General features: G+C 66.4%; 22 protein-coding genes. 10 read left to right on the top strand and 12 right to left on the bottom strand.

The window, feature by feature from the left end; genetic code table 11:
* The first annotated feature begins 17 nt into the window (after positions 1-17).
* Positions 18-1,001, top strand: a complete 984-nt coding sequence (locus G6N32_RS03970) for a cation diffusion facilitator family transporter (RefSeq protein ID WP_115317267.1) — start codon at positions 18-20, stop codon at positions 999-1,001.
* Here G6N32_RS03970 and G6N32_RS03965 read toward each other — a convergent pair.
* Positions 988-1,587, bottom strand: a complete 600-nt coding sequence (locus tag G6N32_RS03965; protein ID WP_115317268.1) for a TetR/AcrR family transcriptional regulator — start codon at positions 1,585-1,587, stop codon at positions 988-990. The two genes, G6N32_RS03970 and G6N32_RS03965, sit on opposite strands and share 14 nt — an antisense overlap.
* 74 nt (positions 1,588-1,661) lie before the next feature.
* Here G6N32_RS03965 and G6N32_RS03960 point away from each other — a divergent pair, with 74 nt between their 5' ends.
* Positions 1,662-2,150 carry a DUF2834 domain-containing protein gene (locus G6N32_RS03960; protein ID WP_115317269.1) on the top strand — a complete coding sequence of 163 codons (489 nt, stop codon included), beginning with the start codon at positions 1,662-1,664 and terminating at the stop codon, positions 2,148-2,150.
* On the opposite strand, the gene G6N32_RS03955 is transcribed toward G6N32_RS03960, so the two are convergent.
* The 3 genes from G6N32_RS03955 to G6N32_RS03945 form a co-directional block, all read right to left on the bottom strand.
* On the bottom strand, positions 2,123-3,214 hold the full coding sequence (locus G6N32_RS03955) for an alkene reductase (RefSeq protein ID WP_115317270.1): 1,092 nt from the start codon (positions 3,212-3,214) through the stop codon (positions 2,123-2,125). The two genes, G6N32_RS03960 and G6N32_RS03955, sit on opposite strands and share 28 nt — an antisense overlap.
* A gap of 42 nt (positions 3,215-3,256) precedes the next feature.
* The gene (locus G6N32_RS03950) at positions 3,257-4,612 is read right to left on the bottom strand and encodes an HNH endonuclease signature motif containing protein (RefSeq protein WP_115317271.1); all 1,356 of its coding nucleotides are present in this window, start codon (positions 4,610-4,612) and stop codon (positions 3,257-3,259) included.
* A gap of 98 nt (positions 4,613-4,710) precedes the next feature.
* Positions 4,711-5,739, bottom strand: a complete 1,029-nt coding sequence (locus G6N32_RS03945) for an LLM class F420-dependent oxidoreductase (RefSeq protein WP_115317272.1) — start codon at positions 5,737-5,739, stop codon at positions 4,711-4,713.
* Positions 5,740-5,801: 62 nt separating this feature from the next.
* Between G6N32_RS03945 and G6N32_RS03940 the strand changes: the two genes are divergently transcribed.
* On the top strand, positions 5,802-7,301 hold the full coding sequence (locus G6N32_RS03940; RefSeq protein ID WP_115317273.1) for an acyl-CoA carboxylase subunit beta: 1,500 nt from the start codon (positions 5,802-5,804) through the stop codon (positions 7,299-7,301).
* A 6-nt stretch (positions 7,302-7,307) separates the two neighbouring features.
* On the opposite strand, the gene G6N32_RS03935 is transcribed toward G6N32_RS03940, so the two are convergent.
* Positions 7,308-8,021 (bottom strand): SDR family NAD(P)-dependent oxidoreductase, encoded by a 714-nt coding sequence (locus G6N32_RS03935; protein WP_115317274.1) that lies wholly within the window; start codon positions 8,019-8,021, stop codon positions 7,308-7,310.
* 113 nt (positions 8,022-8,134) lie between these two features.
* On the opposite strand from G6N32_RS03935, the gene G6N32_RS03930 reads away from it, so the two are divergent.
* On the top strand, positions 8,135-8,737 hold the full coding sequence (locus G6N32_RS03930) for a TetR/AcrR family transcriptional regulator (RefSeq protein WP_115317275.1): 603 nt from the start codon (positions 8,135-8,137) through the stop codon (positions 8,735-8,737).
* A 16-nt stretch (positions 8,738-8,753) separates the two neighbouring features.
* On the opposite strand, the gene G6N32_RS03925 is transcribed toward G6N32_RS03930, so the two are convergent.
* Genes G6N32_RS03925 through G6N32_RS03915 form a run of 3 tightly spaced genes read right to left on the bottom strand, consistent with a single transcriptional unit; the run spans position 8,754 to position 11,214 of the window.
* Complete coding sequence (locus G6N32_RS03925; protein WP_115317276.1) at positions 8,754-9,800, bottom strand: TIGR03857 family LLM class F420-dependent oxidoreductase; 1,047 nt, start codon at positions 9,798-9,800, stop codon at positions 8,754-8,756.
* On the bottom strand, positions 9,797-10,171 hold the full coding sequence (locus G6N32_RS03920) for a nuclear transport factor 2 family protein (protein ID WP_115317277.1): 375 nt from the start codon (positions 10,169-10,171) through the stop codon (positions 9,797-9,799). The genes G6N32_RS03925 and G6N32_RS03920 overlap by 4 nt, the downstream gene beginning before the upstream one ends.
* On the bottom strand, positions 10,168-11,214 hold the full coding sequence (locus G6N32_RS03915; RefSeq protein ID WP_115317278.1) for a phosphotransferase: 1,047 nt from the start codon (positions 11,212-11,214) through the stop codon (positions 10,168-10,170). Before G6N32_RS03915 ends, G6N32_RS03920 begins: the two co-directional genes overlap by 4 nt.
* 37 nt (positions 11,215-11,251) lie before the next feature.
* Between G6N32_RS03915 and G6N32_RS03910 the strand changes: the two genes are divergently transcribed.
* Positions 11,252-11,860: a TetR/AcrR family transcriptional regulator gene (locus tag G6N32_RS03910; protein ID WP_170310579.1), complete on the top strand. Its 609-nt coding sequence runs from the start codon at positions 11,252-11,254 to the stop codon at positions 11,858-11,860.
* On the opposite strand, the gene G6N32_RS03905 is transcribed toward G6N32_RS03910, so the two are convergent.
* The gene (locus G6N32_RS03905; protein ID WP_115317280.1) at positions 11,848-12,957 is read right to left on the bottom strand and encodes an alpha/beta hydrolase family protein; all 1,110 of its coding nucleotides are present in this window, start codon (positions 12,955-12,957) and stop codon (positions 11,848-11,850) included. The genes G6N32_RS03910 and G6N32_RS03905 overlap by 13 nt on opposite strands.
* A 5-nt stretch (positions 12,958-12,962) precedes the next feature.
* The gene (locus G6N32_RS03900; RefSeq protein ID WP_115317281.1) at positions 12,963-14,573 is read right to left on the bottom strand and encodes a flavin-containing monooxygenase; all 1,611 of its coding nucleotides are present in this window, start codon (positions 14,571-14,573) and stop codon (positions 12,963-12,965) included.
* A gap of 98 nt (positions 14,574-14,671) precedes the next feature.
* Here G6N32_RS03900 and G6N32_RS03895 point away from each other — a divergent pair, with 98 nt between their 5' ends.
* Genes G6N32_RS03895 through G6N32_RS03880 form a run of 4 tightly spaced genes read left to right on the top strand, consistent with a single transcriptional unit; the run spans position 14,672 to position 18,418 of the window.
* On the top strand, positions 14,672-15,619 hold the full coding sequence (locus tag G6N32_RS03895; RefSeq protein ID WP_115317282.1) for a TIGR03619 family F420-dependent LLM class oxidoreductase: 948 nt from the start codon (positions 14,672-14,674) through the stop codon (positions 15,617-15,619).
* Positions 15,616-16,620, top strand: a complete 1,005-nt coding sequence (locus G6N32_RS03890; protein ID WP_115317283.1) for an aromatic ring-hydroxylating oxygenase subunit alpha — start codon at positions 15,616-15,618, stop codon at positions 16,618-16,620. The genes G6N32_RS03895 and G6N32_RS03890 overlap by 4 nt, the downstream gene beginning before the upstream one ends.
* Positions 16,617-17,225, top strand: coding sequence for a cysteine hydrolase family protein (locus G6N32_RS03885; RefSeq protein ID WP_115317284.1), 609 nt, complete (start codon positions 16,617-16,619; stop codon positions 17,223-17,225). The genes G6N32_RS03890 and G6N32_RS03885 overlap by 4 nt, the downstream gene beginning before the upstream one ends.
* Positions 17,225-18,418, top strand: coding sequence for a cytochrome P450 (locus G6N32_RS03880; protein ID WP_115317285.1), 1,194 nt, complete (start codon positions 17,225-17,227; stop codon positions 18,416-18,418). Before G6N32_RS03885 ends, G6N32_RS03880 begins: the two co-directional genes overlap by 1 nt.
* Here G6N32_RS03880 and G6N32_RS03875 read toward each other — a convergent pair.
* Complete coding sequence (locus tag G6N32_RS03875; protein WP_115317286.1) at positions 18,415-19,263, bottom strand: mycofactocin-coupled SDR family oxidoreductase; 849 nt, start codon at positions 19,261-19,263, stop codon at positions 18,415-18,417. The genes G6N32_RS03880 and G6N32_RS03875 overlap by 4 nt on opposite strands.
* A gap of 11 nt (positions 19,264-19,274) precedes the next feature.
* On the bottom strand, positions 19,275-20,738 hold the full coding sequence (locus G6N32_RS03870; RefSeq protein ID WP_115318847.1) for an aldehyde dehydrogenase family protein: 1,464 nt from the start codon (positions 20,736-20,738) through the stop codon (positions 19,275-19,277).
* Positions 20,739-20,953: 215 nt separating this feature from the next.
* On the opposite strand from G6N32_RS03870, the gene G6N32_RS03865 reads away from it, so the two are divergent.
* Positions 20,954-22,165 (top strand): CaiB/BaiF CoA transferase family protein, encoded by a 1,212-nt coding sequence (locus tag G6N32_RS03865; RefSeq protein WP_115318848.1) that lies wholly within the window; start codon positions 20,954-20,956, stop codon positions 22,163-22,165.
* The last annotated feature ends 1 nt before the right edge of the window (position 22,166 follow it).

Below are 22,166 nucleotides of genomic sequence, written 5' to 3'. Positions count from 1 at the left end.
CGGGTACCCCAGCCGGGATGACGGCGACGGAGAACCTGCTCGGCGAAGACTCGGCCGATGCGACACAGGGCGAGAGCACGAAAACGGTGGCCATCGCGTTCGGCGCCAACCTGGTCGTCGCGGTGGCCAAAACGCTGGCGGGCGTGCTGTCCGGGTCGGTGTCGATGGCTGCCGAGGCCGCGCATTCCTGGGCGGACACCGGCAACCAGGCGTTTCTGATGATTGCCAATCGGCGCGGCAGCCGCGCCGCGGACCGCAAGCACCCCCTCGGCTACGGCCGGGAGGTGTACGTCTGGTCCCTGCTGGCGGCCGTCGGGTTGTTCGTGGTCGGCGGGACGGTGTCGGTGTGGCGGGGGGTCAATGAACTGCTCGACGACCGCCCGGCCGACGAGCACTACCTGGTGGCCTACATCGTGCTGGGGATCGCGCTCGTCATGGAGAGCATCTCGTGGGCGCAGGCGGTGCGTCAGCTGCGCAGCAATGCCCGCGCGATGGATCGCGAAGTGCTCGAGTACGCCATGCAGACCTCCGATCCCACGGTTCGCGCGGTGTTCGCAGAGGACACTGCCGCGCTGATCGGCATCGTGCTGGCCGGTGCCGGCATCAGTCTGCATCAGCTGACCGGGGTGGCGGCCTGGGACGCGGTCGGCTCGATTCTGGTGGGACTGCTGCTGGGTGTGGTGGCGGTGTTGCTGATCGACCGCAATCGCAGGTTCCTCACCGGAGAGCCGGGCACACCGCAGCTGCGCGACGCCGTGGTCGCGCGGATCGAGGCGCTCGACGAAGTGGCGTCGGTGCGCTTCGTGCGGCTCGAATTCGTCGGTCCCCGACAGCTTTTCGTGGTGGCGAGCGTGGACCTGGTGGGTGATCAGATCGAGTCGCGGATCGCGCACACCCTGCGCGACCTGGAACGCAGGCTCGAAGCCAACCCGCACATCGTCGATGCCGTGTTGACGATCGCCGAGCCGGCCGACCTGGACGACACCGTCACTCGTCGATGATGCCCTGGCGCAACGACTCCAGCGCGGTGCGGCACAGCCGGCCCAACTCGGCCAGCGACGTGTCCTCACCGATCATCCAGAGCTCCATTGCACCGAACACCGCGGCGGCGATGCAGCGGGCCGTCACGATCACCCGAAGGCGCTCGTCAGGTGTGTCGGCCGGGGCGCTCTGCGAAAGCTGGTCGGCGATCGCGTCGGCGAATTCGGCCTCGACCTGCCGCGTGTGGCGGACTATGCGGCCGGCATCGAGTTCCCTGGCCCGCAGCGCGGCGATCTGGGCGACAGCCTCCGGGTCGTAGGGCGAGGCGTCGATCGCCGACTGCACCGATTCGATGATCGACTCCCCGGGCGAGCGGGCCTGCAAGGCCGCCCGGAACCACTCCAGGCCGACGTCGTAGTCGGCGAACAGCAGATCGTGCTTGGACGTGAAATGCCGGTAGAACGTGCGCAGCGATACCCCGGCGTCGTCGGCGATCTGTTCAGCAGAGGTGTCCTCGACACCCTGGGCCAGAAAACGCACCAGCGCAGCACGGCGCAGTGCGTCGCGCGTGCGCTCGCTGCGCGCTGTCTGAGCAGGGCGAACCACGCAGGTAACCTACCTCAAAAAGAATTGTCAAAATTGACAAAACGGTTGCCGAACTTCACTACAGTTGCGAAGCCATGACGCTCCTCGTTCATGCAGTGCTGGCCGTCCTCGTCATCGCATGGATCATCGGATCCAATTCGGCGGTGTTCCGCCGGCCGGCCAGTGGACCCGCATTCAGTGCGCTTGAGATCCTGTACTACCTGGTCGGCATCGCGTCGGTGGCGCTGGGCTGGTACTTCAATATCCAATTCGTGCACCAGTACGCCGACGGCTCGGGCAATGTGTTCACCGGCGCGGGCAGCTGGTGGCAGTTCATCACGCTGGGCTACGACAACCCGGCAGCAGCGTCGGCCAGCCAGGACTACACGATCGGCAACGTGATCCTGCTGCCGTTGTTCACCGTCGTCGACGGGTACCGGCGCGGTATCCGCCGGCCGTGGCTGTTCTTCGTGTCGAGCCTGTTCACCAGCTTCGCGTTCGCGTGGGCGTTCTATCTGGCCACCGTCGAACGCCAGCGGCTACACGAGAAGTCAGCTCAGGCCGTCGGCGCCAGCGTCGGGTAGTCGACGTAACCCGCCGGGCCCGGCGAGTAGAACGTCGCCACGTCGGGCTCGGTCAGCTCGGCACCGGTGCGCAGCCGTTCGATGAGGTCGGGGTTCGCCAGGTAGGCACGGCCGACAGCAGCGGCACTGATGGCACCCCAGTCGGCAAGGTTCTCCAGTTCGCAAAAGCTGGTGTCGACTTCCCGGCCGGTGTTCAGGACGAACGGTCCGGACCACAGTGCCCGCACGATCCCGAATTCGGGAGAGTCCGGGTTGATCAGGACGTGCAGGTACGCCAGCCCCAGCGGCGAAATGCGTTCCAGCAGAGCCTCATAGGCCGAGACGGTGTCGACCTCGTTGACATCGCCTGCTCCGTTTCCGGGCGAGATGCGCAGACCAACCCGGTCGGCCCCGATCTCGGCGGCGACCCCTTCGACGACCTCCGCGGTCAGCCGGGCGCGGTTCTCCGCCGAACCGCCGTACCGGTCGGTGCGGGTGTTGGTGGCGTCGGCCAGGAACTGGTGCAGCAGATAGCCGTTGGCGGAATGGATTTCGACACCGTCGAGGCCGGCATCGACGGCCCGGCGCGCTGCGGCGCGGAATTGTGCGACCACTCCGGCGATTTCGTCGGTATCCAGAGCCCGCGGCACCGGCAGCGGCCTCTTGCCGCCGGGCGTGTGCGCCTGCATCTTTACCGCGATCGGCGACGGCGCCACCGACTCGGCGCCGTTGATGTCGGGGTGCGCCATCCGGCCGACATGCCAGATCTGCATGAACATCAACCCGTCCTGCGCGTGCACGGCCGACGCAACCTCGGCCCACTTCTCCTGGTGGCGGTCGGTGTAGATGCCCGGGGTATTGACGTAGGCCCCGTTGCCGACCTGCGAGACGGCGGTGGCTTCGGTGATGATCAGCCCAGCTGACGCGCGCTGAGCGTAGTACTCGACCTGCAGGTCGCTCGGCGTGCCGTCCGACTCGGCACGCGAGCGCGTCAGCGGCGCCATGAAGAGGCGATTCCGCGCGGTATTCGCCCCGATGGTGATCGGCTGAAGCAGGGCTGAGTCGTCGGTCAGCGTGAACGTCATGCTTGCCTACAAGCCTCGCGCGGCGCCATTCATTCCCTGGCCTCATGGATCGTCGTCTTTCGGCAGGAAACGCTCAGGGTGGTGGTAGGTGTTGACCCCGCCGATCAGCATCGGTAGGTGTGGCGGTGGGATCCATTCGGTGTCGCCGCTGGGAAGTTTGCGGGTGGTCCAGCCGCCGGTTTCGACGAGCTGATTATCCGGTGGGCAGGCGAAGGCCAATTCGTCGATGTCGGTGGCGCCGCCGTGTTTCCAGTCTTTGGCGGCGTGGTGCACTTGGGTCGCATATCCGGGCACCGTGCAACCCGGCTTGGTGCATCCGCGATCTCTGGCGTGCAACACAATTCGTTGATCGGCCGAGGCGATGCGTTTGGTGCGGCCCAGCCACAAGGCTTGGCCGGTGACGCCGTCGAAGATCGTCAGGTAGTGGTAGCTATGCCGGGCCATCCGGATGACGTCGGTGATCGGGATCAGGGTGCCGCCGCCGGTGATGCCGTGGCCGGTCGTGTTCTGCAGTTCCTGCAAGGTGGTCGACACGATCACGGTGACGGGTAGGCCGTTGTGCTGCCCGAGTTTCGGATCACCGAGGGTGCTGCGCAGCATCGCCATCAACGCATCATGCTGGCGCTGCCCGATCGTACGAGTGTCCGCCCGCACCTGCTCGGGAGCGGGTTCACCGTCGACCACCGCCGTCTGATCGGCAGGATTGCACATCCCCAGCGCCGCATACTTGGCGAACACCGCCTCGACGTAAGAAATCATCTCCGGGGTGGCATTGATACGGATCTCGGTCATCCCGTCGGGCTGTTGGCGGCCCACCACCGCGGAGCGTTTGCGGGCTCGGTCCTCATCGGAGAACCGGCCGTCCGGGTTGATCTCCAACGCCAACCGATGCGCCACCCGGCTCAACTGATCCGGACGCATCAGTGTCGCCTTCTCAGCCAGGAACAGCTCAGCCTCGTCGCGTACCTCCGCAGGAACATCAAACGGCAAGCCACCGAGGAACTTCTGAATGATCCGCACATGCTCGCCATCGAGCTTCCCATCGCGCCACGCGTGCGCCGTACCCGGTTGACGCGGCGCCAACGGCTCCCCGCTCAACGCGGTGCGCGCGCTTAGCGGCTCAACAACCTCGGCGCGACGCTTGGCCTCCGCCGGCGTGATCCGCAACCAATCGGCCAGCACCTTGCCCGGCTTACCGCCGATCTCGCTGACCTCACGCCGATGCAGCTCATGACTGAGGTCGTAGCGCACCACATCGTGATGGCGGGTCGCCTTCTCACACCGGGCGGCCAACTCCAGCACATCCATCACCGCAAGCCCCGCCATATCCACCTTCGACAACGTGGACAACGCGGCATCGATCGCGTCGAGCGCCTCACCCACCTCGATCGAAAGCATGTTCGAATTATATGCGCGGCCGCCGACAGAAACGCGAGGCCACAATCGACCTGGGGATGAAAACGGAACTGGGGATAACCCCAGAGCCACAACCGAACTCAGCTAGAACGCACCTCGTCGAGAAAGGCTCGCACGGTGTCCTCCGACGCCGACGGAGGCAACCCGATCATCACCCGATCGATGATCCCGTCGCAGCGCTCCCTCAAGGCCGCGGCCAGACCATCCAGCGGCGCGACGACGGCGAACGTCTCGAGAATCTCGTCCGAGATCAGCGTCGCCATCGTGTCCCACTGGCCGTCCAGCGACAGCCGGTGCAACTCGGTCTGCAACTCGCCCCACCCGTGCAGCTCCAATACCTTCCGATAGGCAGGCGTCGAGGCGTAGAAGGCGATCTGCTTGCGCGACGCCGCGGCGGCTGCCGCCATCTCGGCCTCATCCGTGCCGGTCACCACGAACACCGGTGCCATCACCTGGAACTCGCTGCGTGAGCGACCCGAGGCGGCCATCCCCCGCTCCAGCGCCGGAATGGTCACCTCGTCGAAATACCGCTTGGTGGTGAAGGCGTGAGCAATAAGGCCGTCGGCCACCTCGCCGCACATCTGCGTCATCAACTCACCGACGGCGGCGATCATCACTTTCGGCGACCCGTACGGATGCGACTCGGGCACGAACATCGGCGTCATGAGCCGGTGGGTGTAGAACTCGCCGTCGAAGCTCAGCTTGGTGCCGTCGCGCCAGCTGGCCCAAATCTCGTGCAGCGCAGTGACGAACTCGCCCATCCGCCGGACGGGATGGCTCCACGGCATGCCGAACCGCTTTTCGATATGCGGTTTGATCTGGGTTCCCAATCCGAGCAGGAGCCGGCCGCCCGAGTAGTCCTGCAGATCCCACCCGATGTTGGCCACGGTCATCGGATTGCGCGCGAAGGCCACCGCAATCGAGGTCCCCAATTCGATCGCAGTGGTGTGCTCGGCCGCCAGCGTCAGGGGTAGGAAAGGGTCGTGGTTGATCTCGGCCGTCCAGCACCCGTCATAACCGAGTCGCTCGACCTCGCGGGCCCCCTCGGCGACCCCGGCAAGCCTGCTGATGACGCCGCGGTCGACTTTGAGACCGCCGACCTCGCCCATGTCGGCAGACGCTACAGTAAGCAATTCAGTATGGTCAACGCCGCCACGGTAAGGACACGTCGATGAGCAATGCGCAGGACTGGCAGGACACGCTCCACGACCTGAGTCGACGCCGTCAGCACGCGCACTCCATGGGCGGCGAGGAGCGCCTGGCCAAGCACCACGGCAAGGGAAAGCTCGATGCCCGCGCGCGAATCGAGCACCTCCTCGACTCGGGGACCTTCCAAGAGTTCGGCACCCTGGTCGGCGGCGAGATCGCGGCGGACGGATTGGTGGCGGGTGCGGGCCGCATCGACGGGACGCCGGTCATGGTGGGCGCCGAGGACTTCACCACACTGGCCGGCAGTATCGGTCCCGGCGGTAATGCCAAGCGCTATCGGCTCGCCGAGCTCGCGCTGCGCAACAAGATTCCGTTGGTGATGTTGTTGGAAGGGGCGGGTTTCCGCGCCGCGGGTGGCGAACACTACGGGCGCACCCCGACCGACCTGATCGCGCAGGCTCGATGCTCCGGCAAGGTTCCGACCATCTCCGCTGTGCTCGGTCCGTCGGCGGGCCACGGCGCACTCGTGGCCCCGGTCTGCGACTTCTCGATCATGAGCGATCAGGGCGCGATCTTCACCGCAGGCCCTCCGGTCGTCAAAGAGGCCACCGGTGAGGACATTTCGAAAGAGGAGCTTGGCGGGCCCACGGTCGCGTTGCCCAGTGGTGTCATCCACAATGTCGCCGACAGCGACGAAGCGGTGCTCGACGACATCCGACGCTACCTGTCCTACTTCCCGTCCAGCGCATGGTCGTATCCCCCGACCCGGTTGTATGACGAGGAGGCCGGCCTTCGCCCCACTCCCGAACTCCTCGACATCATCTCTCGTGACAACCGCAACATCTATGACATGCGCACCGTCCTCGACGTCGTCTTCGACGAGCCGGACTGGTTCGAGATCCAGCCGAAGTTCGGCAAGGCGATCATCTGCGCACTGGCGCACCTCGGTGGCTATCCCGTTGCGGTCGTTGCCAATCAGCCGACCGAGCTGGCCGGGTCCATCGACTCCGACGCAGCCGACAAAGCCGCGCATTTCATCATGGTCGCCGACTCGTTCCACCTGCCGATCGTGTTCCTGGCCGACAACCCCGGCATGCTGCCGGGTAGCCAGTCCGAGCGCAACGGCGTACTGCGAAGCGGAGCAAGGATGTTCGCCGCGCAGACCGCGGCGACGACATTGAAGCTTCACGTCACCCTGCGCAAGGCGTTCGGGTTCGGTTCGATGGTGATGTCGCTGCTGGGCTTCGACAATCAGGTGGCGACCTTCGCCTACCCCGGAGCCACGATGGGCGCGATGAGCGCGGCCGCGTTGAGCCGCGCCTCACACGCCGATGAGGATGTCACCGAGATCCTCAAGAGCATGGAACTCGAGGCCTCCTACCGTTCGGCGGGCAGCCTCGGCTTCGATGAACTGATCTCGCCGGAGGAGACCCGCAACGCATTGGTTCTCGCCCTGCAGCGCGGCATCTTCAGCCGTCAGGAAGTCGCCCAGCCGGTCAGCCGGACGGTCATCACCCCCTAGGCGCGCTCAGAGGGCGAACGCTTGCGGCGGCCCGGCCAGCGTTGCTTTGGCCTGCAGCCCGATCGCGTCGGCGATCTCGATATCGCCGGCCTCCAGCCCGTCGAGGGCCAACTCGACGAGTGCGGCGGGATCGGTGACCGAGCCGTCGGGAAACTCGATCCCGGCGCTGCGGGCGAAGTCGAACAGTGTCTCGGTACCAATGAGTCCCGGCATCAGGCCGACGACTTGTGTTCCCTGACTGGCCAATTCGACGCGTACACCGTTGGTGAGACCCCATTCGGCCGACTTGGCCGCAGCGTAGGCGGTGTTGCCGGCCACAGTGAGCCACGCGGCGGCCGACAGCACGTTCACGATGGCACCACCGCCGTTGCGTGCGAGAACCGGCGCGAACGCCCGGATGACGTTCAATGTGCCGAAGTAATTGGACTCCATCACCCGCCGGACCGCCTCCAGTTCGCCGGTCACCAGGTTCCCGCCCGCGGTGTCGGCGGCGTTGTTGATCAGGATCTCGACGTCGCCGGCGATCTCAGCCGCCGAACGCACCGAGTCCGGGTCGAGGATGTCCAGGCGCAGCACCTCGACACCCGGGATATCGACGAGCTCGGGCCTGCGGGCCGTGGCGTATACCTTGGCCCCGCGGCGGAGCAGGTCGGTCGCGAACTGCTCGCCGATACCGCGATTGGATCCGGTGACCAAGGCTGTAGAACCTGCCAGTCTCATCTGTTCTGTCCTCCACGTGATTCGGGGTCGAGGATAAGTTGACCGCGCGGTCATGTTGACTCGGCAACCGTAAGCGAAAGGTGACCGCACGGTCAACTTGCTAGCATGCGAGCGTGACCGCATCCGCTCGCGCCTTACGTTCCGACGCCGCGCGTAACCGCGAGTCGCTACTGGCCGCCGCCGAGGAGGTGTTCGCCGAACGCGGCGTGGAGGCTTCGGTCGCCGATATCGCGCGTCGGGCAGGGGTGGCCAAAGGCACGGTGTTCCGGCACTTCGCCTCCAAGGAGGATCTGATCGCGTCCCTGGTCTGCGACCACCTGATCACCCTCACCGACGCCGCGCACCGACTGGCGGATGCCGGTGATCCCGGCGCAGCCCTGCTGGAATTCCTCACCATCGCAGCCGACCAACGACGCCAGCACGATCTGACGTACCTGCTGACATACAGCGCGAATGATGCCAGGGTGACGACGATCCGCGATGAGGTCCATGCCGGCGTCGAGACGCTTGTGGCCAATGCCCGCGCGGCAGGCGCGATCCGCCCCGATGTCACCGGAACCGATGTCTTCCTGCTGATGTGCGCACCGGTGCACGTGATGGACGGACTTTCAGATCCGCCGCCCGACTTGTGGCGGCGCTACCTGGCGATCATCTTCGACGGCTTACGCCCTCAAGGCGCGACCGCGTTGCCGCTGCCTGCACCCGAATTATCCTGAGGCGGAACGCCTTCGGCTACCCCACCGCTTGCCGGTAGGCCGCGACCACCGGCTCCAACTCGTCGGGTGTGGCACCGTGCATGATCACCGCGTCGGCGCCGTAATCGAATTCCTTGCGGATGCGGTCCACACACTGTTCCGCCGACCCGGTGGCAGACGGTTCCAGCCACTCATCGGGAATCAGTGTCGCGATGTGCTCGATCTGCTCGGCCGTCGCTTTGTGGTCGATCCCCCCGCCCACCGACTGCACCACCGAGTCCGCGCGGAAGCGTTCCAGCACAGCGGGATCCCAGTTGTTCGTGGTGACCATCAGATCGCCGTAGCCCTGCAGGTATGTGGCCAGCCGTGCGACGGTCTTCTTCAGTCGCAGTTCCTCGGGCAGGTGATCGCCGACGGTGGCGAAGCACGACCACACCCGCACGCCGGCCGGATCACGACCGGCCTGCTCGGCGGCGTCCTTGACGGTCTTGACGCAGCGGGTCAAGGTCTCCGGGGTGAAGTAGGTGTGCAGGATGACGTCGTCGAATTCCCGGCCGCCGAGCTTCAGCGTCTCCGGGCCGAACGCCACCAAAGCCAGCCGGATGTCCTCATCGAAGTCCGGATCCAGGAAGAGAACCGGGTACTTCCCCAACGGCCCGTCGTGGTTGAAGATCAGTTCGCCGTGCCACAGCCGGCGCATCACCTTGGCGAAGTCTTCCATCTGCGCGGTGGTCACCGGCGGGATGCCGAACGCGCCGTAGAGCGCCGCTATGCCGCGGCCGATGCCGAGCGTGAAGCGACCACCCGATAGCCGGTGCATGGTGGTCGCCCACGATCCGGTGATCAGGGGGTGGCGGGTGTTGTGATTGGTTGCCGCCGTGGCGATCTGCATCCGGCTGGTCACCGCACACGCCGCGCCCACCAGCGAGGACGCCTCCTTGACGTTCCAGCGCTCGGAGATGAAGCCGGTACCGAAGCCCAGCTCCTCGCCGCGGCGGGCTTCGTCCATCAGCGTCGCCGGTCCCTCGCCACCGGCACCGGCCAGCAGGTAAAAGCCGAGCTCGTCCAAGACCCGTTCGCTCACGCCCAGACTCCTTGTTTGTAGCCGCAATTCCACACTTCGGTGATCCGACCGTCGACGACGCGGAAGATCTCCATACTTCCCACGTCGACCCGCGTGCCGTCCTTGAGCGTCATCGGCGACTGGTAGACGATCGCGACGTGCTCGCCGTCGTCCCCGGCCACCACCAGGTTCAGGTCGAAGCGAATCTCGTCGAACATCTCCAAGTGGTCGACGACGCGCTGGACTGCCTCGGCGTGGGTGAGAACGACTGCCTCGCCGACTTCGTGCCGAATCACGCTGTCGCCCAGCAGTTCCTCGGCGAGCGCGACATCCCGGTCGTTCCACACCACCAGGTTGTACAGCTCGACGACCTCGCGTGCGGTGCGGCTCATCCGAACACCTCGAGCGCGTCGATGTCGGCGATCGTCGCCACCGCCCGATCGGTCAGCGTCAGGCAGAGGTCGCGCGAGCGCTGCGGCAACGCATCCCAGCCGAGCAACGTGATGACGGGGAGCACCATCAGGAATCCGGTCGCCAGCCGGTAGTGTCGCCACGCCTCGTCGAATGAGTAGCCGATGTCGCCCAGGTCCTGGAGGTAGCCGCGCACCAGTGCCTCGTCCCGGCCGCGCCGGATCTCGGTGGGCAATCCCTGGCTGACCAGGTAGGCGATGTCGGCCGCACCCGCACCGACGCAGGCGAACTGGAAGTCCACCACCTTCATCTCCTCGCCCGAGAAGAACATGTTGTCGGCGCGGATGTCGCCGTGCAGCAGCATCGACCGTTCGGTCAAACCGTCGAGCGCTGTCGCGGCGTGCGCGGTGAACCGCTCTGCAAATCGGGCGACCGACTCGGGCACGGGTGCCGCCGAGTGCGTCCGGTATACCTCCCAGCCGGGCCCGAAGGCAGGCACCAGGAGATCCCGCACGGCGGGCATGTCAAAGCTTGGAAAGACCTGCAGCGCATCAGCATTGGACGACTCGACCGACCAGGAGTGCAATCCCGCCAACTGCTGGATGCACATCCGTGCGCGTTCCATCGACAACCCGGCCAGGTGGTCGGCGTTGTCCCAATCCCGCAGGTCCTCCATCACCAGCACGAAATCGGCGGAGTCGTCGGCCATCCGGGCCGCGTAGACGTGCGGCGTGCCCAGCGGTGCCCGGCCCGCGATATCGCGATAGAAGGCCAGCTCCCGCCGGTAGCCGCCGAGCAGCTCCATCGCGCCCCGGGCCTCCGATTGTGCGGCCAGCTTGGCGATCACCGTCGGCGGAACACCCTCGCCGGTGAGGTGCAGCCGATACAGCAACGACGAGAATCCGCTGTCCTGGGCGATCTGCTCGGCGACGACATCGGTCACGGTCGCGTCCAATGCCTCGGTGAGCCACGCCGGGTCGACGGCGTCGATGCCTGACGGCACCCGTGCCGTCGCTGAAGTCACCCTCGCAAGATAGTTGTGAGGTGTTTAATATGCAAGGGTGCCCTCCCCTGCACGCGGTTTGACGCAGCCCGAGCGAGTCGAGACGTCCCGGCGCCGCCTGATGGAAGCCGCCGCCGAGCTGATCGTCGAGAAAGGCTGGGAGGCAACCACTGCCGCCGAGATCGGGCGCCGAGCCGGCTACAGCCGCACGATGGTGCACGCCCGCTTCGGCGGCAAGGAGGCGATCCTCGAGGACTTCCTGCAGGAGTACGTCGGCCGGCTCAACCCGGATCTCGTTCCGTACCCGACCGGCATGGACCAGGTGCTTGCCCACATCGACCGAATCCGCGACCTGTACGCCGTTGACCGGGACGTGTTGCGCGCGATGTTCGTCTCCACCTTCGAGGCGATGAAGACCACCTCACCGCTTCGCGAACGGGTCCAGAAGCAATTGATCGCGGGTGTCGCGAACGTGGCAGACGGACTGCGGAAAGGGCAGCGGGACAAGTCTGTTCGCACCGGCATCGATCTCGACCGGGCGGTCAGCGATATCACCGCCGCGTTCTTCGGCCTCGCCTTCCAGTGGGTCGCGCTTCCGTCCGGGTTCGACCTGGACGCCGAGTTGGCGCACGCGCGGGAGCGGATCCTCCGAGACTACGGCGCCTGAGTCAACGCCCGCAGGAACTGCTCGGTCCGAGCCTGGACAGCACCCGAGAACAGATGTCCGACATGTCCGCCGTCGTGCCAGTACAGCTGCCCGCCCCAGCGGTCGTGCAGGGCAAGCGCAGACTGCCGGTAGGCCATCTGGTCATGCCACGCCCCCACGATCAGCCGCCGGTCCGGCGGCGGCAACGGGTCGAGCGCAAGCGGATCGATCACCGAGGTCAAGTCGGACACGATGTCGGATGCCATTGCGGCTCCGACGATATCGGCCGACGACCCCCACCGGTGCAGATGCCGGGCGATCATCCCGTTCAGTCCGAGGATCGGCGTGTAGAGCGCGACGGCGCGCACCCGGTCGTCCAGGCCTGCGACCAGAGCTGCGACCGCACTCCCCAGCGACAACCCGGAAACCGCGATCGTAATCGAGTCGGGCTCGATCCACCCGATCACCGCGCGCACCTCCGAGACCGCCCGGACCATTCCCGCGACATTCGCGACCGGGTCGGTGCCGGGATACGCCGGCCAGCGGTCGCGCCGTGGACCATGTCCGGGCTGGACGGGCAGCGCGACATTGAAGCCGAGCTCCCGGTGGATGCGCCCGACCCTGGCAACCAGGATGTCGGACATGCCGCCCTGGCCTGCGCCGTGCACCCACACCAGCCAGGGTCGAGGTCCATCGTCATGGCGGAACAGCACGACCTCGGCACCGGCCGGGCCGTCGTGACCTTCGGCGGCCAGCGCCGAGACCAGCTGCGGGTCGTGGTCGTAGCTCATCCGCTCATAGGACAGCACTCCGGCGCTGACCGGGCGAATGCCCGTGACTTCCAAGGGGTCCGGCGCTCGATGCGCTCCGGTCACCCCGAGCGCGGCCAACTCGCCCGCCACGGCGGCATAGTCCTCGACCGGCCGGTCCAGCCGCGGCGGTGACGACATCAGTGTCATCCCGGTGACCACCAGCTCGTCGAGGGCGACCTCAGCGACCTGCCGTATGCCGCGCCCCGACAGCGGGCTCCAGTCCTGCGATCGGTGCAACGCAGCCAGTGACCTCGGCAGCACGCCGCCCAGCTGGGTTGCCAGCCGGTGTGCGCTACTCAGCCCCATCCTGCTCACGCCAGCAGGAAGCCGACGTAACCCGCGCCGGCGATCTCGTCGCAACGGCGCCGGTACTCGGGCATACCTGCCGTGTAACCCATGTACATCCGTTTCTTGCCGGGAACGTTGGCGCCGTTGTACCACGAATTGCAGCTCGGGTGGACCAGAACCGTTTCCGCCACAAGGGATGTAGCGTGTTCGATCCACTCGTGCTGCGCTTCAGGCGTCGCCTCGATGGTTCGGTGACCGTTGTCCCTGAGGTAGGCGATGCAGTCGCCGATCCATTCGACGTGCTGTTCGAGCGCGGTGACGAAGTTCGTCGCCGCCGACGGGCTGCCCGGCCCCTGAACGGTGAACAGGTTGGGGAACCCGGCGACCGCCAGCCCGAGGTAGGACACCGGGCCCTGGTCGGCCCAGACGTCCCGCAACAGCGCGCCGCCCCGGCCGCGAACGTCGATGCGGGTGAGTGCACCTGTCATCGCGTCGAATCCAGTGGCGTAGATGATCACGTCGAGGTCGTAGTGCCCGGCCGCGGTGTCGATACCCTCCGCGGTGATCGTGCGGATCGGATTCTTGCGCAGGTCCACCAGCGTGACGTTGTCGCGGTTGTAGGTCTGGTAGTACCCCTGGTCGATGATCGGCCGTTTACAGCCGAACGGGTGACTCGGCACCAGCGCCGCCGCCGTCTCGGGGTCATCGACGATGCGGGCGATCGCCTCGCCGTACAACGCGGTCGCCATCCGGTTGGCCTCGATATCGAAGAAGATGTCCCCCCAGTTGAGCGCGCCCATCACGCCGCGCTCGTCGACGGCACGCACCTGCTCCTCGCGGGAGGCCGTCCTGATCGGTGGGCTGACGAGCATGTCGATCAGCACCGAGAACGCCGAGAGCCGTGCCGCACCGACCGGGTGCTCACGCTGCGCTTGCCGGATCTCGCCGTAGTTCGCCTTCATCTCGTCGAGTTCGCCGGCCGCGAACTGTCGCACCTCCCACGGCAGCGTGAACGCCGGGGACCGCTGAAAGACGAAGAGCTGCTCCACTTCCCGCGCGATCACCGGAATCATCTGCACTGCCGTCGAACCGGTCCCGATCACGCCGACCCGCTTACCGGACAGGCCGACGCCGCCTTCGGGCCACCGGCTGGTGAACAGCGAGTCGCCGGCGAAGATATCCATGCCGGGGATGTCGGGTTCCAGCGGGACCGACAGGATGCCCGAGGCGGCGACGACGAAAGGTGCCACGAACGTCTCGCCGGTGGCGGTCTGCAGGATCCATGTCGCGCCGGCTTCGTCGAACGCCATGGCGGTGACGTCGGCGTTGAGCCGGATGTCGCGGCGCAGGTCAAGGCGGTCGGCGACGAAGTTGAGGTACGCCTCGATCTCCGGCTGTGCGGGCATGGTCTCGGTCCACACCCATTCCTGTTGGATCTCTTCGGAGAAGCTGTAGGAGTACTCGATGCTCTCGATGTCGCAGCGCGCACCGGGATAGCGGTTGAACAGCCAAGTGCCACCGATTCTTTCGGCCTTCTCCAGCACCTGCGTCCGTAACCCGAGCTGCCGTAACCGGTGCAGCATGTAGAGACCGGAGAAACCGGCCCCGATCACGAGCACGTCTGCACTTTCCATCATCCGACCCTTCGCCGCACCGCACAGCGGATGCTACTGTAATGATTACAGTATTGGAACCGGCCCGATCGCGGTTCCCCGAAACCCTCAGGTGGGCGATGCGGTACACACTGGAGTATCCGAGTGAGCTCCCTACCGCGCCCGAGGATTTCCTCTCCCCCGACGTGATCCGAGCCGTCGTGTCGAGAGCCGAAGCGGCGGGCTTCGCCGCTGTCGCGCTGTCCGAACATCCGGCGCCATCGCTGAAATGGCGCCGCAACGGCGGGCACAACACCCTCGACCCCGTCGCGGCGCTCAGCTTCATGGCCGCAGTGACCAGCCGGATCAGATTGATGACCAACCTGTTCGTGCTGCCCTTCCGCAACCCGTATCTGTCCGCCAAGGCCCTCGGCAGCCTGGACATCCTGTCCGGCGGCCGGCTCATCGCCGGTGTGGGGGCCGGCTACCTGCGCTCGGAGTTCGCGGCGCTCGGCATCGAGGTCGATGACCGCGCCGCGCTCCTCGACGAAGCCCTGGCCGCCCTGCGATCGATCTGGACCGACCCCGAAACACCGGTCAGTGGCCGGGGATTCACGGCAACCGGTCCGATGTGGTTGCAGCCGCCCGTGCAGCGCCCGCATCCACCGATCTGGGTCGGCGGCAACACGGCGGCCGCCGCGCGCCGTGTCGTCGAGTACGGCAGCGGGTGGATGCCACTCATCGTGCCCGCGAGCATGGCGTCGGCAATCGGCACGGATGCGCTGGAGGACGCGGCCGCGTTCGGCGCCCGGCTCGGCCGGCTGCGTCAGGACCTGGCCGATGCCGGCCGGGACCCGGATGTACTCGACGTGCAAGTCATCTGCCCCTGGATCGACCTCGACGACAGCACCTCGCTGCGCCACGCGCAGGACGCCCTTGGCGAGCTCGCCGCGTACGGCGCGAACTGGGCGGTCGCTCGCGTCGAGGCTCCAACCCCGGCGGCGGCGCTCGACTACATCGACGCGTTCGGCGAGGCGGTCATCGCAGGCGATTTGGTCAGTACACCGGTTCAGGGAGGTTCCGCATGAAGGTTCCATTCACTTGGAAGGTCACCGGCTGGTTCATGATCGGCTGGTCGGCGGAGTACGCCGTCGGTGACGTCCGGCCGCTCCGCTACTTCGGCGAAGACCTGGTGATCTATCGCGACTCCGCCGGCGCGCTGCACGTGCTCGAGGGCCACTGCAAGCACCTCGGCGCGCACATCGGGCATGGCGGCACCGTCGTCGGCGACTGCGTCGAGTGCCCGTTCCACGGCTGGCGCTGGGGGCCCGACGGCGCCAACACCTACATCCCCTACCAGCCGGATCGGCCCAATAAGGGGCTGCGCCTTCGGACCTACCCCGTCGAGGAGCAACACGGCTGCATCTTCCTGTGGCACCACCCGGACGGGGAGCCACCCCGGTGGGAGCTACCCGACATGTTCGCCAAGTTCCCGCAGTTCACCGCCACCCCCGACGAGTACTACCGCCCGTACCCGGAGTTCTCCCGCTTCGCCGAGAACGAACCGGTGCATCCGCAGATCGTGGCCGAAAACGGCCCGGACAGTTCTCATTTCCACTACGTACACCACGCGACGGTCACGCCGGTCTGCCTGGAGTGGGAGGCAGCCGGTGAAGAGTGGCGCTTCGTCACCGGTTGGCCCGATGCCCGCAGCGGCGACCCGAAGGCCATGGCCTTGCGTATCCACAGCCACTTTTCCGGGCTGGGCTTCGCCATCAGCGCGTTCGAGGGCTCGTCGAACCACCGCCTGATCTTCGCCTGCACGCCCGTCGACGACGAGGTGTCCAACATGTTCTATTCGATCTGGTGGCCGCGAAAAGCCGGCGACACCAGTGACATTCCGCCCGACGACGTTCGCGAGCGGGTGGAGAAGCAGTACCTGGGCACGGTGTGGGACGACCTCGAGATCTGGCGTTATCAGAAGTACGTCGAACACCCGGCACTGGCGAAGGTCGACGCGAAACCCTATATGGCAATGCGCAAGTGGGCACAGCAGTTCTACGACGTTTCGGCGGCGGCTCAGGTATGAATGCCGAGCTCGTCGACCCGGGCCATACCGTCGTCGTCACCCAGGAGTTGCAGGGTGCGGTCGTCGGACCGGATGCAGGACTGGCGGCGCTGGCCCGCGAAGCGGAGCGTGCGGCGCTACCCAACATCGCGCGCGTGTTGCCTGCCGCGCGGGCTGCCGGGGTGACGGTGGTGCACTGCCTTGTGCAGCGCAGGCCCGACGGACTTGGCTCCAACCACAACGCCACGCTGTTCTCGATCGGCGCCAGCGGAGTCGACATCACGCCCGGCAGCCCCGGCGCGACGCTGCTGCCGCAATTCGGGCCGGAGTCAACCGATCTCGTGCTCAGTCGCTGGCATGGTCTTGGCCCGATGGGCGGTACCGATCTGGACGCGATCCTGCGCAACCTCGGTGCGACCACCGTCGTCGCCGTCGGCGTGTCGCTGAACGTGGCGATTCCCAATCTTGTGATGGACGCCGTCAACGCCGGCTACCGCGTGGTGCTGCCGCGCGATGCGGTCGCCGGGGTACCCACCGAGTACGGCACCGCCGTAATCGACAACACCCTGGCCCTGCTGGCCACCATCACCACCACCGACGAGCTGATCGCGGCGTGGGAGAGGTAATGGACACCGCCGTGCCGCAATTGCCCGCAGACTATCTACGCGATCCGTATCCGTTCTTTGCCGAGATGCGCCGCGGCCCTGGTGTTTTCCGCGGCACGGTGATGGACTACTCCAAGACACCGGAGTCGCTGCGCCCGAAACGGGAGTATGCCGCGGTGTCTTTTGACGCGGTGAACACGGTGCTGCGCGACGGTCGGGTCTTCAACTCCGCGATCTACGACTCCACCATCGGGTTGTTCATCGGGCCGTCGCTGCTGGCGATGGAAGGCAAGGTCCACTGGGATCACCGCAATCTGGTCTCCGCGGCGTTCAAGTCGAAGTCGTTGGCGCGCTGGGAGCCTGAGGTGGTCCGTCCCATCGTCAACGGATTGATCGACGAATTCATCAGCGACGGGCACACCGACCTCGTCCGGGCATTCACGTTCGAATTCCCCACCCGCGTCATTACCCGGCTGCTGGGTCTACCCGAGGAAGACCTACCCACCTTCCGTCGCCGCGCGGTCCAACTGATCAGCTACGCCGTCGACTACCGAAAGGCATTCGAGGCCTCAGCTGCGCTCAAGGACTACTTCCTGGAGCAGATCGACAAACGTCGGTCGACGCCGACCGACGACATCATCGGCGATCTGGTGAGTGCGGACATCAACGGGGAGAAGCTGACCGACGAGGCGATCTACTCATTCCTTCGGCTGCTTCTCCCGGCCGGGCTGGAAACCACCTACCGGTCGTCGGGCAATCTGCTCTATCTGTTGCTCACCCACCCCGAGCAGTTCGCGGCGGTGCAAGCCAACCGTGAACTCCTGGCGCCGGCCATCGAGGAAGGGCTGCGGTACGAGACTCCGCTGACCACCGTGCAGCGGCTCGCCACCGAGGACAGCGAACTGGAAGGTGTTGCGATACCGGCCGGTTCGGTGATCGACGTGTGCATGGGCTCAGCCAACCGCGATGCGAACCGCTGGCCGGACCCCGAGCGATTCGACATCTTCCGCAAGCACACCCCGCACATCACGTTCGCCGCGGGCGAGCACACCTGTATGGGTCTGCACCTGGCCCGGATGGAGACCCGCGTGGCGTTGGAGTCCTTGCTGGATCGGCTGGGCGACATCACGCTGATCACCGACGACGATCCGCATATCCACGGTCAGCCGTTCCGGTCACCGACATCGTTGCCGGTGACCTTCGAGGTCGTCTAGCCCTTCCAGGGCTTGGTCTTGACGTATCCCCCCGCGTCGATGCGCAGCTGCGTTCCGGTGATGTAGCGAGCGTCGTCACTGGCCAGGAAGACGACCGCGGCCGACACATCGTGCGGCTCGATGTAGGGCACCGGCATCGCCTGCATGGCGGGGAACGACAACTCGGCCTCGTCGCGGGTGGGCGACGCCAGATCGGGCCGGAACACCCGGTACATGCCCTCGTTGTGCAACATGTCGGTGTTGACATTGGTGGGGTGCACTGCGTTGACCCGAATCATCCTCCTGGCCAACTGGACTGACAGATCGTTGACGTAGTGGGCGACCATCTGTTTGGCCAGGCTGTAGGCCGATCCACCCGGGCCCTGGTTGGTGGCGCTGCCCAGCTGCGCCGCCAGTGAGCCGGTCGCGATCACCGATGCGCCATCGTTGAGGTGCGGCATACTGGCCTGGATCACGTTGAACACGCCGACCAGGTCGGTGTCGATGGTGTCCGACCATGACTGCAGCGTCTGGCGCTTGCCCATCGGGCAGATACCGGCGTTGGCGACCACGATGTCGAGGTGCCCCATCTCATCGACGGCATCGGCGATCGTCTGCCACACCGCACCGCGCTCCCGGACGTCACAGATCGCGGAGAAGCACCGCGCGCCTTCCCTTTCCACCAACAACACGGTCTCGTCGAGGTCCTCGGGCCGCGACAGCGGATAAGTGTTGCCTTCGAGGTCGGCGCAGATGTCCAGCACGACGACGTCCGCACCCTCGGCGGCCAGTGCGATCGCGTGTGAACGGCCCTGTCCTCGCGCAGCCCCCGAGACGACGGCAACCTTGTTGTCCAGCTTGCCCATTGGGCTTCCTCCTATCGCAGGCGTGGGGCGCGGAACGCGAGGGTCTTGGTCTCCAGGTACTGCTCGAATCCCTCGATACCGCACTGGCGTCCGACGCCGCTGTTCTTGTAACCCCCAAACGGGGCGTCGGCGCCGTAGAACATTCCCCCGTTGACACCGATCGAGCCGGTACGGATCCGGCGCGCGAGGGCGGTGCCCCGCTCCACGGACCCCGACAGCACCGCGCCGGCCAAACCGTAGGCGCTGTCGTTGGCGATGCGGATCGCCTCCTCGTCGTCGCGGAACGGCAACACCACGAGGACGGGCCCGAAGATCTCCTGCTGGGCGATCGCCGACCGGGGGTCGGCACCGATGATCACGGTGGGTGCGACGAAATGCCCACCGGCGAGATAGTCCGGCAGGCCGTCGAAACTGCCTCCGCCGACCACGATTTCAGCACCGTCACGACGGGCCTGGTCGCATGCGTCGAGCACCCGCTGCTTCTGCTTGGCACTGACGAGGGGGCCGACGAACGTGCTCGGCAGCGCCGGGTCGCCGACCGGCACCGACTGGAAGGCGGCGGTGATCGCAGCCAGTGCCTCGGGGTAGAGCGATTCGTGGATCACCAACCGCGTGGTGAGCGCGCAGGCCTGCCCGGCATGCACACAGACGCCGACCGCACCGGGAATGATGTGCGCCGGGTTGGCGTCGTCGAGCACGATCAGCGCCGACTTGCCGCCCAGTTCCAGGAATGTGCGCTTCATGGTGTCGGCGCCGGCGCGCATCAACTGCTTGCCGACGGCGGTGGATCCGGTGAACGACACCATGTCCACCCGCGGATCGGTGGCCAGCAGCCCGGCGACCTCGTTGTCCGGGGTGGGCACCACGCCCAGGACACCGGGCGGGATGTCGGTGTGCTCGGCGACCAGCCGGCCGACGCGGGTGGCGCTCCACGGGGTGTTGGGATCAGGCTTGAGAACCACGGTGTTGCCGGTGGCCAGCGCCGGACCGAGCTTGTTGAGGATGACCTCGATCGGGTAGTTCGACGGGGTGATCGCCGCAACCACGCCGACCGGCTCCTTGACGACGGTGCGGACGTTGCGATAGCCGAACAGCCCGCCGCCGTCCAGCGTTCGCTCCCAGTCGAATTCGTCGATCAGCCGGGACGGGTAGCGCAGCGAATCGGCCAGCGGCCACTCCAGTTGAGCGTCGCCGGTCGACATCAGCGGGCAGCCGACCTCCGCGACCAGCTCCTCACGCAGGTCTTCCTTCTCGGACTCCAGCGCAGCCTGAAGCTGGGCCAGGCACCGCGTGCGCAGCGCGCGATTGGTGGACCAGTCGGTGTCGTCGAAGGCCCGCCGGGCCGCGGCGATAGCGCGATCCATATCGGCGGCACCGGCGGCGGCGGTCACCCCCAACACCCGGCCGGTGGCCGGACTGACGTTGTCGAACTCGGCGCCGTCGGCGCCCGCAGCAAGTTTCCCGTCGATGAGCATCCGGGGTTCGGCCCGCTGTGCCGCACGCAAGCCCAGTTCGACGCTCGCACCCTGCTCGCCCACCGATGCACCACCTTCTGTTCCCGGACGGTCAACGGTAAACGTTACAGTAATTACCTGCAGGAGGGTTCGTCCGATTCCTCGACCCGCAGCGTCCGGGGTGTGAGAATGTGGTTACCACCGCCGGACGAAGGGGATTGATCGTGATCAAGGTGATGGACGGCATCCGGGTACTGGAGGTCGCGCAGTTCACGTTCGTGCCGGCGGCCGGCGCCATCCTGGCCGATTGGGGCGCCGACGTCATCAAGGTAGAGCACCCGGTCCGCGGCGACACTCAGCGCGGCTTCATCAACATGGGCGGTTTTCAACTCGACCCGAACCGGCACCCGCTGATCGAGCATCCCAACCGCGGCAAGCGCAGCGTCGGCATCGATGTCTCCACACCCGACGGTCAGGCGGTCCTGTACGAGATCGCGAAGACGGCCGACGTCTTTTTGACCAACTACATGCCGCAGGCCCGGCAGAAGAACAAGTTCGACGTCGAGCACATCCGCGCGGTGAACCCGAACATCATCTACGCCCGCGGCAGCGCCTACGGCGACAAGGGACCCGAGCGCCTGGTCGGCGGCTTCGACGGGACCGCGTTCTGGACGCGCAGCGGCGTCGGTCATGCGCTCACCCCTGAGGAGCTCGGAGGTGCTCTGCCGCAGGGCATTCCGGCGTTCGGCGATTCGATCGGCGGGATGAACATCGCGGGCGGCATCTCCGCGGCGCTGTTCCATCGGGAGCGGACGGGCGAGGCGGTGGAGATCGACGTGTCGCTGCTGAGCACCGCGTGGTGGGCAGCCGGCGCCAGCGTCACCCAGGGTATGGAGACCGGGGAGACCATGCGGTCGCTGATGCCGGGTACCACGACATCGGTCAACCCGTTCATGGCCAACTACCTGACCTCCGACGGCGGCACGATCAACCTGTGCATCGTCAGCCCGACCGGCTACATCCGCGACACCTGGGAACACCTCGGATTGCCCGAACTCGCCGACGACCCCCGGTTCGCCGATGTGATGCCGCTGATCCAGAACGCCGAAGAGGGTGTCCGACTGATCACCGCGGCGATCGCCGCCAAGCCGTTCGAGTACTGGCGTCAGCACCTCAAGACGATGAAGGGTCAGTGGGCGCCGTTCCAGAGTCTGGTGGACTTGGCCTCCGACGACCAGGCGATCGCCAACGACATGATCGTCGAGGTGGAGGCCGCTGACGGTGGGGAGCCGTTCAAGGTAGTTCGCGGGCCGGTGCAGTTCAATCACGAACCGCTGGAGACCACCCGCGCACCGCAGGCCAGCGAGCACACCGAGATCGTGCTGATGGAGATCGGCGTCGACTGGGACCGCATCGAGGCGCTCAAGGAGTCGGGCGCGATCGCCTGAC

The sequence above is a fragment of the Mycolicibacterium aichiense genome (genome assembly GCF_010726245.1).
In the GTDB taxonomy this organism is placed as follows: Bacteria; Actinomycetota; Actinomycetes; order Mycobacteriales; family Mycobacteriaceae; genus Mycobacterium; species Mycobacterium aichiense.
Note: the sequence above shows the minus strand (reverse complement) of the source record. Positions and strands in the feature narration are given on the sequence as shown.

Excerpts from the sequence above, each read along its gene's own strand:
- G6N32_RS03970 (WP_115317267.1), top strand. The coding sequence starts at position 18 with ATGACGGCGACGGAGAACCTGCTCGGCGAAGACTCGGCCGATGCGACA.
- G6N32_RS03895 (WP_115317282.1), top strand. The coding sequence starts at position 14,672 with ATGCGGTACACACTGGAGTATCCGAGTGAGCTCCCTACCGCGCCCGAG.
- G6N32_RS03940 (WP_115317273.1), top strand. The coding sequence starts at position 5,802 with ATGAGCAATGCGCAGGACTGGCAGGACACGCTCCACGACCTGAGTCGA.
- G6N32_RS03880 (WP_115317285.1), top strand. The coding sequence starts at position 17,225 with ATGGACACCGCCGTGCCGCAATTGCCCGCAGACTATCTACGCGATCCG.
- G6N32_RS03950 (WP_115317271.1), bottom strand. The coding sequence starts at position 4,612 with ATGCTTTCGATCGAGGTGGGTGAGGCGCTCGACGCGATCGATGCCGCG.
- G6N32_RS03900 (WP_115317281.1), bottom strand. The coding sequence starts at position 14,573 with ATGGAAAGTGCAGACGTGCTCGTGATCGGGGCCGGTTTCTCCGGTCTC.
- G6N32_RS03955 (WP_115317270.1), bottom strand. The coding sequence starts at position 3,214 with ATGACGTTCACGCTGACCGACGACTCAGCCCTGCTTCAGCCGATCACC.
- G6N32_RS03875 (WP_115317286.1), bottom strand. The coding sequence starts at position 19,263 with ATGGGCAAGCTGGACAACAAGGTTGCCGTCGTCTCGGGGGCTGCGCGA.
- G6N32_RS03945 (WP_115317272.1), bottom strand. The coding sequence starts at position 5,739 with ATGGGCGAGGTCGGCGGTCTCAAAGTCGACCGCGGCGTCATCAGCAGG.
- G6N32_RS03935 (WP_115317274.1), bottom strand. The coding sequence starts at position 8,021 with ATGAGACTGGCAGGTTCTACAGCCTTGGTCACCGGATCCAATCGCGGT.
- G6N32_RS03905 (WP_115317280.1), bottom strand. The coding sequence starts at position 12,957 with ATGGGGCTGAGTAGCGCACACCGGCTGGCAACCCAGCTGGGCGGCGTG.
- G6N32_RS03885 (WP_115317284.1), top strand. The coding sequence starts at position 16,617 with ATGAATGCCGAGCTCGTCGACCCGGGCCATACCGTCGTCGTCACCCAG.
- G6N32_RS03870 (WP_115318847.1), bottom strand. The coding sequence starts at position 20,738 with ATGCTCATCGACGGGAAACTTGCTGCGGGCGCCGACGGCGCCGAGTTC.
- G6N32_RS03920 (WP_115317277.1), bottom strand. The coding sequence starts at position 10,171 with ATGAGCCGCACCGCACGCGAGGTCGTCGAGCTGTACAACCTGGTGGTG.
- G6N32_RS03865 (WP_115318848.1), top strand. The coding sequence starts at position 20,954 with ATGGACGGCATCCGGGTACTGGAGGTCGCGCAGTTCACGTTCGTGCCG.
- G6N32_RS03890 (WP_115317283.1), top strand. The coding sequence starts at position 15,616 with ATGAAGGTTCCATTCACTTGGAAGGTCACCGGCTGGTTCATGATCGGC.
- G6N32_RS03960 (WP_115317269.1), top strand. The coding sequence starts at position 1,662 with ATGACGCTCCTCGTTCATGCAGTGCTGGCCGTCCTCGTCATCGCATGG.